This is a genomic window from Gordonia jacobaea (assembly GCF_965344965.1).
In the GTDB taxonomy this organism is placed as follows: domain Bacteria; phylum Actinomycetota; class Actinomycetes; order Mycobacteriales; family Mycobacteriaceae; genus Gordonia; species Gordonia jacobaea.
Genome location: NZ_CBDRLS010000006.1, coordinates 129403 through 145468, shown reverse-complemented (window position 1 = coordinate 145468; position 16066 = coordinate 129403). Strand labels below are relative to the sequence as shown.

Annotated in this window: 11 protein-coding genes; 7 read left to right on the top strand and 4 right to left on the bottom strand. The window is 66.4% G+C overall.

The window, feature by feature from the left end; all coding sequences use genetic code 11:
• Positions 1 to 39 precede the first annotated feature (39 nt).
• From ACRVY7_RS19820 to ACRVY7_RS19810, 3 genes are all read left to right on the top strand, one after another.
• Entirely contained in the window at positions 40 to 1212 is a 1173-nt protein-coding gene (locus tag ACRVY7_RS19820) for an MlaD family protein (RefSeq protein ID WP_431818427.1), read from the top strand.
• Entirely contained in the window at positions 1200 to 2372 is a 1173-nt protein-coding gene (locus ACRVY7_RS19815) for an MlaD family protein (RefSeq protein ID WP_431818346.1), read from the top strand. The genes ACRVY7_RS19820 and ACRVY7_RS19815 overlap by 13 nt, the downstream gene beginning before the upstream one ends.
• 120 nt (positions 2373 to 2492) lie before the next feature.
• A complete protein-coding gene (locus tag ACRVY7_RS19810) occupies positions 2493 to 3443 on the top strand; it encodes an Rv1363c family protein (RefSeq protein ID WP_431818345.1) in 951 nt (316 codons plus the stop codon).
• Here the strand turns inward: ACRVY7_RS19810 and treY are convergent.
• From treY to ACRVY7_RS19790, 4 genes are all read right to left on the bottom strand, one after another.
• Complete coding sequence (gene treY / locus ACRVY7_RS19805; protein WP_431818344.1) at positions 3408 to 5831, bottom strand: malto-oligosyltrehalose synthase; 2424 nt, start codon at positions 5829 to 5831, stop codon at positions 3408 to 3410. The two genes, ACRVY7_RS19810 and treY, sit on opposite strands and share 36 nt — an antisense overlap.
• Positions 5828 to 8473, bottom strand: coding sequence for a glycogen debranching protein GlgX (gene glgX, locus ACRVY7_RS19800; protein ID WP_431818343.1), 2646 nt, complete (start codon positions 8471 to 8473; stop codon positions 5828 to 5830). Before glgX ends, treY begins: the two co-directional genes overlap by 4 nt.
• 157 nt (positions 8474 to 8630) lie before the next feature.
• The gene (locus ACRVY7_RS19795; RefSeq protein WP_431818342.1) at positions 8631 to 10829 is read right to left on the bottom strand and encodes an acyltransferase family protein; all 2199 of its coding nucleotides are present in this window, start codon (positions 10827 to 10829) and stop codon (positions 8631 to 8633) included.
• 179 nt (positions 10830 to 11008) lie between these two features.
• A complete protein-coding gene (locus ACRVY7_RS19790) occupies positions 11009 to 11572 on the bottom strand; it encodes a TetR family transcriptional regulator (RefSeq protein WP_431818341.1) in 564 nt (187 codons plus the stop codon).
• Between the two features lie 135 nt (positions 11573 to 11707).
• Between ACRVY7_RS19790 and ACRVY7_RS19785 the strand changes: the two genes are divergently transcribed.
• Genes ACRVY7_RS19785 through bioB form a run of 4 tightly spaced genes read left to right on the top strand, consistent with a single transcriptional unit; the run spans position 11708 to position 16051 of the window.
• The gene (locus tag ACRVY7_RS19785; RefSeq protein ID WP_431818340.1) at positions 11708 to 13009 is read left to right on the top strand and encodes an adenosylmethionine--8-amino-7-oxononanoate transaminase; all 1302 of its coding nucleotides are present in this window, start codon (positions 11708 to 11710) and stop codon (positions 13007 to 13009) included.
• A gap of 56 nt (positions 13010 to 13065) precedes the next feature.
• Positions 13066 to 14235: an 8-amino-7-oxononanoate synthase gene (locus ACRVY7_RS19780; protein WP_431818426.1), complete on the top strand. Its 1170-nt coding sequence runs from the start codon at positions 13066 to 13068 to the stop codon at positions 14233 to 14235.
• On the top strand, positions 14232 to 14996 hold the full coding sequence (gene bioD / locus ACRVY7_RS19775; protein WP_431818339.1) for a dethiobiotin synthase: 765 nt from the start codon (positions 14232 to 14234) through the stop codon (positions 14994 to 14996). The genes ACRVY7_RS19780 and bioD overlap by 4 nt, the downstream gene beginning before the upstream one ends.
• Positions 14993 to 16051, top strand: a complete 1059-nt coding sequence (bioB, locus tag ACRVY7_RS19770; protein WP_431818338.1) for a biotin synthase BioB — start codon at positions 14993 to 14995, stop codon at positions 16049 to 16051. The genes bioD and bioB overlap by 4 nt, the downstream gene beginning before the upstream one ends.
• Positions 16052 to 16066: the final 15 nt, after the last annotated feature.

The following is a 16066-nucleotide window of genomic DNA, read 5'->3' as shown; positions in this document are numbered from 1 at the left end:
CTGTGGCCGATGCGTCGGACCCGGATGACTCGGATGCAGATGGGTCGGACGCAGATGGGTCAAACGCCGTCGGGTCGGACGCACGGAATGCGCCGACGCCGCGACGCGCGTCGTGGTGTCCCGGCGATCCTCACGCTGATCGTCGCGGCGACCGTCGGACTGTGCGGCTGCAGTGCGATGCCCGGCCTCACCGTCGAACAGCTCCCGCTACCTGCTCCCGGTGGGATCGGCGACGGCAAGACGCTCATCGCGCACTTCGACAACGCATTGAACCTGCCGACCCGCGCGAAGGTGAAACTCAACGGCACCGACGTAGGTGAGGTCAGCGACATCGCGGTGCGCGACTACACCGCGATCGTGCAGATGAAGGTCGCAGGCGACGCGCAGATCCCCGCGGGTACCGGGGCGCAACTGCGACAGGCGACGCCCCTCGGTGATGTCTTCGTCGCGCTCATGCCTCCGGCGAACGCATCGGGTCCCTCGGTTGCCGACGGCACGGTGCTCACCGGCCCGACGTCGGCTGCGGCGACCGTCGAGGACATCCTCGTCTCCGCGGCCGCAGTGGTCGACGGGGGATCGCTGGGGTCGTTGCAGCAGATCGTCACCGAGCTGAGCGCTGCCGTGGCGGGCGGACCGAGCAGCCCCGGCAATCTGCAGGGCGCCATCAAGGAATTCACCACCGCGATCAGCAGACTGAACGCCAACTCCGCCGAGGTCGACCGTTCGTTCCGCAACACCTCCGTACTGACCGCGGATCTCGCCGCGGGTCGACCGCAGATCATGGCGGCCATCAACAAGCTCGGCCCGGCGATCGACACCATCGACGACCAGATGAACCTGATCTTGTCGACGCTCGACAAGACGAACAGCGTCACCGACGCGGCGAATGACTTCCTCGGCAGCAACTCCGACAGCTTCGTCTCACTGGTCGGGAGTTTGCGAACCCTGACCGCCGAATTGCGCGACATACCACCGATTCTCGGGCCGGTGTCGCGCAATCTGGGTGAGCTGACGCCGAAGTTCGCCAAGACGATTCGAGGCAACTCTGTTGCGAGTTCAGCAAAGTTGTACTGGCTCACAACGGGATTCGGGTTCGATTCGGCCAGCCGACTGCCCGAACTGCAAGACCTCCAGGCTGGTGGGCAGTCGCTCGAGCAGACGCTGACCCGGGTTCTTGCGCAACTCAGCGGCACGAAGGGATGCTGCGGATGATCACCTGGTTGCGAAAGCACTCGAGTCTGCTCGGCAACATCGGGCTCGTCGTCGTCATGCTGGTCGGCCTCGCCTACATCGGGTTCGGTGCGCTGAGTTGGCGCCCCTGGCAGGGCTCCTACCACCTCACGGTCAACTTCCCGATTTCCGGTGGACTACAAGACAGTTCACGTGTGACGCTCCGCGGCGTCAACATCGGAAAGGTCGAGTCGCTTCAGGTGCAACCGCAGTCGGTGCAGGCCAACCTCACCATCGACGACGACGTCAAGATCAACCGGAATTCCCTGGTATCGGCATTGGGCTTGTCGGCGGCGGGCGAGCAGTACGTCGACTTCACGCCCACAACGAGCAGCGGTCCCTATTTCACCGACGGCGACACGATCGAGGTCAATCAGACGCACGTCACCGCGCCGTTCCCGGCGTTGCTCGAGTCGTCGTTGAATGTCATCAGTCAGATAGACCCCGTGAAACTCCGTGCCACAGTGTCGAGTCTCGACACCGCGCTGACCCCGGAGGCCGGGCAGGCCAACCAACTCCGAGTGTTCTTCGACGCCGCGGGCACAGTCTTCACCGACCTGCGTCGGGTGCTGCCCGAGACCACGAAACTCATTCAGCAGACCGGCACGATCCTCGCCACGACCGCCAACGTCCAGCCCGACCTGGGGACGGCGGTGTCGGGCGCGAGTGCAGTGGTGAACTCGGCCGTTGCCGCGAACGGAGAACTCAACACGTTGCTCGGCAAGGGACCCGCCCAGCTCACCAGCCTGAGCGGCTCACTGAGTCAGATCCGAGACCCGTTGACCGGGGTGGTCCAACAGGTCGCCGACATCGCGCGTCAGGGCGCACTGCGCGCACCCGCTCTGGCGACCCTGCTGCCGTCGATCCGCGACGCCTCCTACATCAGCCAGGACATGTTCCACGACGGTGCGTGGTGGGTCATGGCGTCGATCTTCCCGCGGCCCTACTGCAACTACGCGGTCACCCCGATCCGCCCGACCAAGGTGCTCGAAACGGTGATTCCGACCAATCTGTACTGTGTCACCGAAGACAAGAACCAGCAGATCCGAGGTTCGGCCAACGCGCCCCGACCTCCCGGGGACGACACCGCGGGACCGGCACTGGGAGCCGACCCGAACGCACGGACGGTACCGCTGGGATAGGACTGGTCTACCGCCGGGATACGACGGTGTGGCCGCCGTGACGACCACGGCCGAATCCACCCGCGAAGCCGCACATCGCGTCCGCACCCGGGGCGGGCGAGCACACTGAACTGGAAGCACATGACAGCCGACAAGAACAGCACCGACGACAACAACGTCGACGACAACAGCACCGACAAGATCGACACCGACGACGCGCAAGAAGTCGGCACCGGTAAGACAGGCGCCGAGAAGACAGGCGCCGAGAAGGTAGATGCCGAGAAGGTAGATGCCGCAGCGTCGGACGATGTCACCGAGCGGCAGGCTCCTCGGACGAAGAGTGCGCGTGCCGCGGCTCGCAGGTCCAGCGCAGCCGCCGACGGGACCCCTCAGGAGACTGCCGCTCAGAAGACCGAGGGCGGTGCAGCAGGCGACGCGGCAGAGCCGGAGAAGAAGGAGCGCAAGGGTTCTCGCCAGGTTTCTGTCACCATCAGCACCGCGGGAATTCTCAAGGTGCTCGCAGGGATCGTGGTTCTCGCGCTGATCGTGGGTGTCGGACTGCTCGGTTGGGGCTACTACCGCGACCAACAGAAGTTGGCCGCCTTCGACGATGCGAAGTCGGCGTCGTCGGTCTTCACGGTCAAACTCGTCAGCACCATGAATTCCGATGCCGTCGGCGACATGAAGACTCTGCTGGGGCCGCTGAGTACCGGAGAGTTCAGACAAAATCTCGAGCGTGAGCAGACAGACGGCTCCAAGGCGCTGCGCGATCTCAACGTCAAGGCCACTCCGACGGTCAAGTCGGTGTCGGTCGAGTCTTTCGACGCCGATCGTGCGTCGACCGCCGTGCTCGTCGAGGTGTCCGGTACGAGCACGATCGCACCCAGCGGCGGTAAGGAGCTAATGCTCGTCTGGCTCAACCTGGTGAAGGAAGACGGTTCCTGGAAGGTGTCCAAACTCAGTGGGGCACAGGCCGGTTTGGGGCAGCAGCAGGGAGCGAGCGGTCCGGCCGCCGATACGCAGGGCGGTTCGCAGAGCCCCGCGCCGGCCGCACCATCACCCGCCGCGCCTGCTCCTGCTCCCGGCGGCTGAGCCAACCGCGGCGACGTCGGCCCCAGTCGCCGACGCCGCGCCGGTTGCCACAGAGGTGTCACCATCGCCTGCACGTACCAGGATGGCCACAGGGTTCGCGGCACGCAGTTCCCCGAGGTCTGCGACGCCCCGATAGACCTTGTCCGACAACACATCACGCCAGGTCCCAGAGGGTAGGTCGAGGAAGGTCAGCGCCGCGTCGTCGATGAGGCTGTGGGTGAATCGGGCCGTCACGACGAGCACCTCGGGCACCTCGTCGACGACGCGTCCGAACGCGATCGCGTGGTCGGCGCCCGGCCCGTCGGCGTAGAGCGGTAGATAACCGCTATCGCGATCGAATGCTGCCGGACGTGCTGCGCGTACCGCGAGTGCCGCACGCACGACCCGCGCTTTGGGGTGATCGAGCGAACGGTCGTAGTCGACGGGGCGGCGGTTGTCGGGATCGACGAGCGAGTCGTCCCACCACTCGGTGCCCTGGTAGATGTCCGGTACGCCCGGGCACAGAAGCGCAATCGCCTTGCGTGCCAGCGCCTCTTGCTCCCACGCCGAGGCGATCCGCGAGACAAAACGTGAGATCAACTCGGCTGCAGCACCTTTGGTGATCTCGTCGATCCAGGCGTCGATCTGGCCCTCGAACTCCTCGTTGACGTCGGTCCACGACGTGTGCAGTTCGGCCTCCCGCGTCGCCTTGCGCGCGTAGTCGTACAGGCGCTGTCGGAGTTCGTCGCTGACGGTCGCGCTGCCGGGGGGATCGCCGATCGGCCAGACGCCGATGATGTTCTGCAAGAGGAAGTAGCCGGTGAGGTCATCCGGCGGGGGCCAATTCGACCAGAGCTCGTCGACGAGGAGCGACCACCGTTCGGGTACCTGGGCGAGCAACGCGATCCGAGCACGCACGTCCTCACCGCGTTTGGTGTCGTGGGTGCTGGTCGCCGTCATGGCCAATGGCCATTGCACCGCACGAATCGCGTTGTGGTTGTGGAAGTTCTGCAGGCTCATGGTGGGGTCGGCGGGGTCGCTACCCACCTCGAGCGACGAGACGAGTCGCGCTGTCCGGTAGAAGAGGCTGTCCTCGATACTCTTGGCCGTCACGGCACCGCCGGTCTGTGCCAGCCGAGAACTCGCGGCGCCGTCCTGCGTTGTCGCACTGATCACGGTATCGATGGCAGCAGCGAGATCTGCTCTGCGCGCGGCTATCTCGGTCGCGGTGGTGATCAGTAGGGGACGCAGCGACGGATAGTCGGCGCGGTACACGGGCAGCGCCGCGATCAGCTCTGCGGTCGCTTCGGCGACCGCGTCCGAATCGGCGTCGGGATCAGAATGAGTGATCGCGCGGACCAATCTGCGGTGTTCGCTGCCGAACTTGTCGTGCAGCGTCTGCAGTTTGCGTTCGCGCTCCTGTGTGTGCAGCCAATGCGAATCACCCGGTACGCCGGTGACGCGCAGGTGGATCTCGTCGAGTTCGACGACTCCCGACGGTGCGGTGAACACCGCGTCGATGATCCGCATCTGGTCGTATCCGGTCGTCCCCTCGACGGGCAAGGTCGGTTCGAGTTGTTCGTCGGCCGCCAGGATCTTCTCGATGTACAGCAGCGAGTCGGGACCGATGTCGCTTCGCAACTCGTCGAGGTAGGCCATCGGTTGCCAGAGTCCGTCGGGATGGTCGACGCGTAGGCCGTCGATGAGCTCGGCGTCGAAGAGTTCGTTGATCCAGGTGTGCGTTGCGCGATAGACCTCATGGTCTTCTTGGCGTAGGCCCGCGAGCTCGTTGACCGTGAAGAATCTGCGGTAGCCGATGAGGCCGCTGTCCCACGGCACCAGCCGATAGTGTTGGCGCGCATGCACATCCTGTGCGCTACCACCCAGAGTTCCCGGGGCGGTGGGGAATTCGTGGTCGTAATAGCGCAGCACGCCGTGCGAGTCGACGGTCAGCGGCGACAGGTCGCCGTCGGAGGCGACCACAGGAATCGCGATTTTGCCGTCGCAACCGTTCTCCGACGAGAAATCGACGTCGAAGTACGACGCGTACCGCGAGCCGGAGCCGCGCCGGAGTAGATCGGCGAACCACGGGTTGCGCATCACCTCGGCGACACCGGTGTGGTTGGGCACGATGTCGATGATGATTCCCAGGCCGCGCTCGGACGCCGCGACCCGGAGTGCGCGGAGCCCCTCGAGGCCACCGAGTGTGGCAGACACCTGGGGTGGTGGAACCCAGTCGTAGCCATGCGTCGACCCTGGCATGGCGGTCCCGATCGGTGACAGATAGATGTGGCTGATGCCCAGCGCCACAAGGTGATCCAGGATGCCGACGGTGGCGGCGAAGTCGAAATCCGGTGTCAGTTGTACCCGGTAGGTGGCGATCGGGTGTGGGCGATCGCTTGTCGTCATGCCAGCGTGCGCAAGACGAGGAGTGAACGCGCGCCGATCGTGACCGTGCTGCCGCATGGCGCCGACTCGATGTGGGAGTCGCCCTGCGGATGTGTGGTGTCCAAGACGCCCTCCCACTCGTGGCCGAGCCGTTCGGAGGCCAACGTGAACTCGATGTCCTCGTAGTGTGCGTTGAAGCAGATCATGAAGCTGTTGTCGGAGATGACCTCACCGCGTTCGTTCTTCTCCGCGATGCCGTTGCCGTTGAGGAAGACTGCGAGGCTCTTGCCGAATCCGCTGTCCCAGTCGGCGGTCGTCATCGCCTCGCCCGAGGGCGTCAGCCACACGATGTCGAGCATGTCCTCCCCCCACCGGATCGGCTTGCCCGCGAAGAAGCGTCGACGCCGGAACACCGCATGCTTGGTGCGCAGGTCGATGGCCTTGCGGGTGAACGCGAGAAGGTCCGAATTCTTGTCGGCGAGAGACCAATCCATCCACGCCAGCGGCGAGTCCTGGCAGTACACGTTGTTGTTGCCCTGCTGGGTACGACCGATCTCATCACCGTGCGCCAGCATCGGGGTGCCCTGTGACAGAAACATCGTCGCGAGGATGTTGCGCTGTTGGCGCGCGCGGAGCTCGTTCACTTCCGGATCGTCGGTGGGACCCTCGACGCCGCAGTTCCACGACCGGTTGTGGCTCTCGCCGTCACGGTTGTCCTCACCGTTGGCCATGTTGTGTTTCTCGTTGTAGGACACCAGGTCTCGCAACGTGAAGCCGTCATGCGCGATGACGAAGTTGATACTCGCCGACGGCCGTCGGCCCGTGGACTCGTAGAGATCCGACGAACCGGTGAGCCGAGAGGCGAACTCTCCCAACGTCGCAGGCTCACCGCGCCAATAGTCGCGCACGGTGTCGCGATACTTGCCGTTCCACTCTGTCCACAGCGGCGGGAAGTTGCCGACCTGATAGCCGCCCTCGCCGATATCCCACGGCTCGGCGATCAGCTTCACCTGGCTGACCACCGGATCCTGTTGCACCAGATCGAAAAAGGCTGACAGGCGGTCGACGTCATGCAGTTCGCGGGCGAGCGTCGATGCGAGGTCGAAGCGGAAACCGTCGACGTGCATCTCGAGCACCCAGTAGCGCAGCGAGTCCATGATGAGCTGCAGCGTGTGCGGATGGCGTCCGTTGAGGCTGTTGCCGGTGCCCGTGTAGTCCATGTACATCTCGGGCTGACCGTCGACGAGTCGGTAGTAGGCGCCGTTGTCGATGCCGCGGAAGCAGACGGTCGGACCGAGGTGGTTGCCCTCGGCGGTGTGGTTGTAGACCACGTCGAGGATCACCTCGATGCCTGCGGTGTGGTAGGCACGCACCATCGCCTTGAACTCGGTCACCGCGCTGGCGGGCTGGTCCGGGTTGGACGCGTACTCGAGATGCGGCGCGAAGAAACCAAACGTGTTGTAGCCCCAGTAATTGCGTAAACCCTTGTCGCGCAGCACGAAGTCCTGCATGAACTGGTGCACGGGCATGAGTTCGATCGCCGTGATGCCAAGCTCTTTGAGGTGGTCGATGATCACCGGGTGGGCAAGGCCGGCATAGGTGCCACGCAACTGCTCCGGGATGTCGGGATGGGTCGCGGTCATGCCTTTGACATGCGCTTCGTAGATGACCGTCTGGTGATAGGGGCGTCGTGGCGCGCGGTCGTGCTGCCAGTCGAAGTACGGGTTGATGACCACGGACAACATCGTGTGACCGAGTGAATCGAGCTGCGGCATCGACGGCGACCGGTCGGCCGACACGTCCTCGGCGGGCGTGATCGTCTCCGTGTCGGCGTCTTCGATGAGGACTTCGGCGTCTTCGGCGGTGGTCTCGGCGTCGTCGACGGGGGTCTCGGTGTCAGCTGCGGGGGCGTCGGTCTCGCCTGTCGACGGGCCCGCGTCTCCGTTGGCGGTCTCGGTCGCCGATTCCTCGGACGACGAGTCTCCGGTGTCCGCGGTGGGGTTGTGCGCGCCGGCAGTGGTGGCCGACGAGGTCTCGTAGTCGTCGGAGACGGGGTCGGCGGTGGCGCGCAACGACTGTTCGGCGGGGACGACGGGCGGTTCACCACCATCGTCGTCGGACTCGGACGACGCCATGGGATAGGAGAACAACGACTCGTCGCCGTCGAAATCCCCGTGAAATGCCTTGCCGTAAGGGTCGAGCAGCAGCTTTGACGGGTCGCAGCGCAACCCGCTCGCCGGATCGTAGGGGCCGTGGACGCGATATCCGTAGAACTGGCCTGGGCCGATGTTCGGCAGATAGCAATGCCAGCAGTAGCCGTCGACCTCGTCGAGACGAATGCGACGCTCGTGTCCGTCCCTGTCGATCAGACACAGGTCGACGGCCTCGGCGACCTCGGAGAACAGCGAAAAGTTGGTTCCCACACCGTCATACGTTGCGCCGAGCGGATATGGCGTACCCGGCCAGACCGGGATGGGCTCGGGCTCGGGAGCGACGAGCGCGTCAGCCTGTTCGGGGCTGTCCGGCGGCAGCGATCCCGGCGTCGACTCTGATGTACGCGGGGGAGTGGCCGTCGTCGCGTCGGCTGTCTGTCCGACGCTCTGGGCATCGGTGCCGGGTGCCGGCTCGTGAGGTGCCGTGTCGTCGGTCGGCGGTACGGTCATGCCCACCTTTTCGCAGTCATGCCATGACCCTAGTCGCGATACGCGCCGTCTTCATCTCGGGGAAAAGCCGCACCCGTGTGCGTTAGACGACACCCCACGGTCGGTCTGCATCGGCGTACTCCGCGAGGAGGTCACTGAGCCGACGACCGCTGGCGCGTCAGCGGTGGTTGGGACCGGTCCAGGGCACGGCCTGTGCCATCTGGCGTTCGAGCTCGTCGGTCAGACTGCGCACGTACGTCGCGCTCAGATGATGCCAATCCTTGTAGACGATGATGTTGCCCACGACTGCCGGGCATTCCGTCGGGGTGCAGATGCCGTTCGACACGTCGAGCGGATGGAACAGTGGCTTGCCGTCGGCGAACGGCGCTGCGGGATCGGTCGGGGAGAGCACCCGCGCCCGATCGGAGCCGCATTCGGATGCGGTTCCGCCGTCGGACAGGCACGTCGGAGTGTCGAGAGCGCCCGTCGGTCCCATCGGCCACGGTGTGTCGCGCATGCCGAGAACGGGGATGCCCGCATCCATGAACTGCGTGAAGATCGGCTTGTAGTCGTCGGGCATCCAGTCGCCCGGCTTGTAGTCGCGTGGACGGGTCGAGTTGGTGAACACCGCGTCGGGTTTGTCGGCGATCACCTTCGCCATCACGCGCTGCACCCAGTCGTGGCATTGCGGATACGGCACACCCCGCTGCTTGGGCACCAGCTCCGTGGACAGCGGGCACCCCATCTTCAGGTAGGTCGTGACCTTGAAGTGGTTGCGCTTGCCCAGTTCGTCGAGGGCGGTGATCCAGAACTCGGCATGCGAGCCACCCGCTAGGGCGATCGTTCTCGTCGCAGTCGGGTCACCGTAGACGCCGACATGGATCTCCGGGTCCTCGAACGAACTCATGAAGCCCTGCGTCGACGTCGCGGGAAAGTCGCCGAGTACTGCCAGCGGTGTCGGTTGGGGATCGAGCGCGGGCACCGGCCAGCCGTTGAGCAGAGCGCGGGCGCCGGGGTAGGAGTGCGGGTCGAGATTCGCTGTGTTGACGACGGTGTTCGCGACGTGGCGGTCCCATGCATTGACCCCGACCGCGACGCCGATCGACGCGACGACCAGTACGGTCGTCACCACCGACGTGTAGCTGAGCCAACGCGAACGTCCCTGTCGGTCGCCGCGGGCCAGCTTCGCGCGGTCGCCGCCCCGCAGCGGATCCTCGACGTAGCGCTTGGTCAGCCAGGCCAGACCGATGGACACGGCGAGGAGCCCGATGCCCTCGATGACGTTGGCGTGGTCCTTGCCGCGCCAGGTCAGATAGAAGATCAGCAGTGGCCAATGCCAGAGGTACAGCGAGTACGCGATGGTGCCGAGCCATACCGGTACCCGGCTGGACAGCGCACGGTTGACCGCCGGTTGCGACTGATCGATCGCTTCATGCCTGGACCGAGGACGCTCGAGCGCGGTGGCTCCCGCCCAGATGATGACGAGCGTCGAACCGACCGGCACCAGTGCCCACGGACCCGGGTACGAGTCGACGCCGTCGATCCACCACCCACAGGTGATGATCAGGCCGAGAGCGATGATCGCCGCACCGTTGCGGATCCAACGGGGAACGTGCCAGCGCGGCAACCAGATGGCGAGCAGACCGCCGGCGAGTGGCTCCCACAGGCGCGAGAGGGTGTCGTAGTAGTTCCACTGTTGATTGACGCCCATCCGCATGTGCGCCCAGTAGAACGAGACAGCAGCGACCGTCAGCAGGGCGAGGCCGACGAGAAGACGGATCGTGGGCTCGGCGATCGGTCGGATGATCGCCGACAGCAGCTTGATCGTCCCGGCCGCGATGACCGCGGCGAACAGCATGCCGACGAAGAACTGCCCCTGCACCGACATCGACCAGATGTGCTGCAGCGGACTGTTCGCGGAACTCGCCGCGAGATAGTCCTGCGAGTTCAGCGCGAGATACCAATTCTGGTAGTACAGCGCCGACGCACGCAGCTCGCGTCCGATGTTGAGCCAGCGGGTCTGCGGAAGCACGATGACGGTCAGGATCGCGACCGCGATGAGGACCGTGAACAGCGCCGGGAGCAGTCGACGCAGCAGTCGTTTGAGGCGCGGCCACGGGTTGAGCGCCTCGATGAACGTGACGTGCGACGCCTGGCTGTTGATCGCGTGACGCAGCAGCGATCCGATGAAGAAGTAACCCGACAGTGCGAGGAAGACATCGACGCCGCCGGACACCCGGCCGAACCAGATGTGGAAGCAGGCAACCAGCATGATCGCGATCCCGCGGAGGCCGTCGAGATCGGTGCGATACGCGGGGAGCGGTGGGACGGGCTCGTTCCGGTTAGGGGTCGTCACCACTTGGGTTGGGGCTGCCACGTCTGTCGTGCTTGCTTCCGTGTCGGGGGCTGGGACGAGTCGGTGGCGACCTATCCACACACACGCGCGGTGGACGACAACCGCCGTACTCCGCGTAGGAGGCTACCCGCCGCAACTGTGAAAAACCCATTCCAGCGGGTCCGACACACTGAGCAGAGGGGTGTCGCGACGACCTCGGGTCAGCGAGTGGCGCGCGCCCGGTGTCGAGCGCCGTCGAGTAGTACGCCGAGCGCGTCGTCGAATTCTGCTGCGAAGTCGCGACCCGACGGGCCGGTGACCCCGAGCCGGTCCATCTGGGCCCGCGTCTGTTCCTCGATCGTCAGCCCGATGATGAGCTGGCATATCGCGGTGGCGACTCCGTGCGCGTCGCGCGGGGTGAGTCCGCCGGAAAGCGCGACGTCGGTCAGGTCGTCGGACACCGTTCTCGTCGCGAGTCCGGAGGCCCACGCCGACGAGACCACCTCCGCGCTGTCGGGAACAGCGAGCAGCGCCGTCCGCATCCCGATCGCGATGTCGGCGAGTCTGGCGTCCCACGGCTGATCGGGATTCGACGGGTCGATGTCGCCGAGGATGTCGTCGGCGAGCGCGGCGAGCAGCGACTGCTTGTTGGGAAAGTGCCAGTACAGCGCATTGGGGCGAACACCGACCTCGGTTGCCAGCCTGCGCATCGAGAGGTCGGCGAGGCTGTAGTCGGTCAGGATGCCGCGCGCGGCGCGCAGGACGTCGGCGCGGTTGTTGCTCACCGGGTCAGGGTATCCAGGCCGTCTGGCCGTGACGCAACCTGTACAGCGTTCAGGAGGAGCCTGTACAGTGTCCAGGAGTTCGGGTCCTGAACAGTGTCCAGGACCACTCTAAGCTGGCGAGGAGGGACGCACCACATGGATGCAGCCGACATCAGCCGCGTCGACGCAGCACACATCTGGCATCCCTACGGCGCCATGCCGTCGCCGACGCAGCCGCGCGTCGTCCGCGGCGCCGACGGCGTGCGACTCACACTCGCCGACGGCGGTGCGGTCATCGACGGAATGAGCTCGTGGTGGGCCGCCATCCACGGTTATCGCCACCCGGTCCTCGACGCCGCGGCGCGCGATCAACTGGAGTCGATGAGCCACGTGATGTTCGGCGGATTGACCCACGAGCCCGCCGCGCGGCTCGCGCAGTTGCTCGTCGACATCACACCAGCACCCCTGCAGAAGGTGTTCTTCTGCGATTCGGGTTCGGTGTCGGTCGAGGTCGCGGTGAAGATGGCGCTGCAGTATTGGCGCAGTCGTGGCAAGCCTGGCCGCACGCGCCTGCTGACCTGGCGCGGTGGGTACCACGGCGACACCTTCACCCCGATGAGCGTCTGCGATCCCGAGGGTGGGATGCACGCGATGTGGCGTCGGGTTCTGGCCGACCAGGTGTTCGTGCCTTCCCCGCCCGCGGAGTTCGATGCCGACTACGTCGACTCCATAGAGGCCGCTGTCGTCGCGCACCGCGACGAACTGGCCGCGATCATCGTCGAACCCGTCGTCCAGGGCGCCGGAGGTATGCGCTTCCACGACCCCGCCTATCTCGGGGAACTGCGTCGACTCTGCGACGAGCACGATGTGCTGCTGATCTTCGACGAGATCGCCACCGGATTCGGCCGCACCGGCGAGCTGTTCGCCGCCGACCACGCGCGCGTCTCGCCCGACATCATGTGCGTCGGTAAGGCGCTGACCGGCGGCTACCTGACGTTGGCCGCAACGCTGTGCACCACGGCGATCGCCGAGACGATCAGTGCGGGTGAGGCCGGTGGATTGGCGCACGGTCCCACGTTCATGGCCAATCCGCTCGCCTGTGCGATCGCGGTCGCCTCCACCGAACTGCTGCTCGACGGCCCGTGGCGACGCCGCGTCGCCGACATCTCCGACCTTCTCGCGCGAGGACTCGCGCCACTGACCGACGTGGCCGGGGTTCGTGATGTCCGCACGTTCGGGGCCATCGGCGTCGTCGAACTCGACGACGAGGTCGACATCGCCGCGGCCACGGATGCTGCTGTCGCCGCCGGCGTGTGGTTGCGGCCCTTCCGCAACCTGATCTACACGATGCCGCCGTTCGTCTGCACCGACTCCGACGTCGAGACGATCTGCTCCGGAATCGCCGCGGCCACAACGGCGTCGTGTGCACAGTTGGTCGGCGCGGGAGGTGCCCGATGACACCGGATCAAGCCACCCTGCGTTCAGGGCTGGGCTCTGAGTTCGGCGAGGTCGACATGCTGCGGGCGGCCGGCACGACGGTCGACGACGCGTCGGCTCTCGACTGGCTCACCGACGCCGCCGCGGCGCGCGATTCGGCTGGGCTGCACCGTGTTCCGTTCGTTCGCGAGGCCGGAGCGTCGATGCTCAACCTGGCGTCCAACGACTACCTCGGACTCTCGACGCACCCCGCAGTGCTCGCAGGTGCGCATGCCGCGCTGGATGAGTTCGGGGCGGGGGCTACGGCGTCGCGCCTCGTCGCGGGTACAACGCGGTTGCACGTCGACTTCGAGGACGACATCGCCGACTTCATGGGTTTTGATGCGGCACTGTGCTTTTCGTCCGGCTACCTCGCCAACGTCGGAGCCATCACCGCGCTCGTCGGGCGCGGCGACCTCATCGTGTCCGACACCGGAACCCACGCGTCGCTCATCGACGGATGCCGACTGTCGCGTGCGCGAGTCGTCGTCGTCGACCGTGGCGATGTCGCCGCCGTCGCAGCGGCGCTCCGCGATCGCCCCGAGGAGCGAGCACTGGTCGTCACCGATTCCGTGTACTCGGTCGACGGCGAGCCTGCGCCGGTCGCGCAGCTCTATCGCGTTGCGCGCGAGCACTCGGCGGCGCTGCTCGTCGACGAAGCGCATGCACTCGGAGTGCGTGGGCCGGGGGGTCGGGGACTGATCGCAGAAGTCGGACTCTCCGGTGCGCGCGACCTCGTCGTCACGACCGTGTGCTCCAAGTCGCTCGGCGCGCAGGGCGGCGTCGTGCTCGCGACTTCTGCTGTCCGTGAGCACCTCATCGACGTCGCGCGCACCTTCATCTTCGACACCGGACTCAACCCGGCAGCGGTCGGTGCGGCGCGTGCGGCTCTCGGTGTCCTGCGTGCTCAGCCCGAGCTACCAGACCGATTGCGGCACAACGCGACACGCATGGCGCGCAGCCTCGGTGCGCCGGTCCCGGCCGCCGCGGTGATCTCGCGCATCGTCGGCGACCCGCAGCCCGCAGTCGACGCCGCAGCGCGGTGTCGGGACAGCGGAGTGTTGGTCGGGTGTTTCCGGCCGCCATCGGTCCCGCCGGGGACGTCGAGACTGCGACTGACCGTCCGCGCCGATCTCGACGACGCGACCGTCGACCGCGCCGCCGAGGTCATCGGCGAGGCGCTGGCCGAAGGCGGGGGTGAACGGTGACCCGCCCGGGACGTGCCCTCTTGATCACCGGTACCTCGACCGACGTCGGTAAGACGATCGTCACCGCTGCGCTCGCGTGCGCTGCGGGAGAGTCGCCGAGCGGCGTCGGCGTCGGCGTGGCGGTGTGCAAACCCGCGCAGACCGGCGTCGAGCCAGGGGAGCCGGGCGATCTCGCGACCGTCGCTCACCTCGCGGGTGTCGTCGATGTGGTCGAGTGTGCGCGCTACCCCGAGCCGCTGGCGCCGGAGACCGCGGCTATCCGCGCGGGACTCGCCCCACTGCAACTCTCGACTGTCGTAGAGGCCGTCACCGAGCTCGTTTCGACTCATCGGTTGACCCTCGTCGAGGGAGCCGGCGGGGTACTGGTGCGCCTCGCGCCCGACCTCACCGCGCTCGACGTCGCGCACGCGGTAGGAGCCGAAGCCGTCGTCGTCGTCCAGGCGGGCCTCGGTGCGCTCAATCACGCCGAGCTGACCGTCGACGCGTTGCGGGCGAGGGGAATTCGTCCCGCAGGCCTTGTCATCGGCTCGTGGCCGCGCGACCCAGACCTCGCCATGCGATGCAATCGCGTCGACCTGCCCCGGCTGACGCGGGTACCCGTCGTCGGTGTCATACCCGACGGTGTCGGGGAGCTCGAACCCTCTCAGTTCCGGGCCGCGGCGCCCACCTGGTTCGATCCCGACTTCGTCGCAGACCTCACCTCCCGTTCCGCGCCCGACAACATCGCGGCCGTTCAGCCCATCGAAGGAGTTCACGCATGACACAGGCACCCGTAGATCCGACGCTCGACGCCGCGACCGTGCAGGCCTCGGGCGCGTCGTCGACCGACATCCTCGACGTCGCGCGCGCTCAGGTTCTCGAACGCGGCGAGCCGCTCGACCGCGACCAGGTGCTCGAGGTACTGCGGCTTCCCGACGAGCGCCTCACCGAACTGCTGCAAGTCGCCCACGACGTCCGGATGCGGTGGTGCGGACCGGAGGTCGAGGTCGAGGGCATCATTTCGCTCAAGACCGGCGGCTGCCCGGAGGACTGCCATTTCTGTTCGCAGTCAGGGCTTTTCGCATCGCCGGTGCGCAGTGCGTGGATAGACATCCCGTCGTTGGTGGAGGCCGCCAAGCAGACGGCGAAGACCGGCGCCACGGAGTTCTGCATCGTCGCGGCCGTGCGCGGTCCGGACAAGCGGCTGCTGTCGCAGGTGGCCGCGGGAATCGAAGCCATTCGCAATGAGGTCGACATCCAGATCGCCTGCAGCCTCGGCATGCTGACGCAGGAGCAGGTGGATCAGTTGCGGGACATGGGTGTTCACCGCTACAACCACAACCTCGAGACGGCCCGCAGTCATTTCCCGAACGTGGTCACCACCCACACGTGGGAGGAGCGCTGGGACACGCTGCGCATGGTTCGCGACGCGGGCATGGAGGTGTGCTGTGGCGGCATTCTCGGCATGGGGGAGAGCCTCGAACAGCGCGCCGAGTTCGCGGCAGACCTGGCCTCGCTCGAGCCCGACGAGGTTCCGCTCAACTTCCTCAATCCGCGCCCGGGGACGCCGTTCGGTGACCTCGACGTGCTGCCTGCGGCCGAGGCGCTCAAGGCTGTGGCGGCGTTCCGCCTCGCTCTTCCGCGCACGATCCTGCGTTTCGCCGGTGGCCGGGAGATCACGCTGGGCGACCTCGGCGCCAAGCAGGGCATCCTGGGCGGCATCAACGCGGTCATCGTCGGTAACTACCTGACCACGCTCGGCAGGCCCGCCGAGGACGACCTCGACCTCCTCGACGACCTCTCGATGCCGATCAAGGCGCTCAACGACAGCATCTGAGGCCGGCGCCGGGAG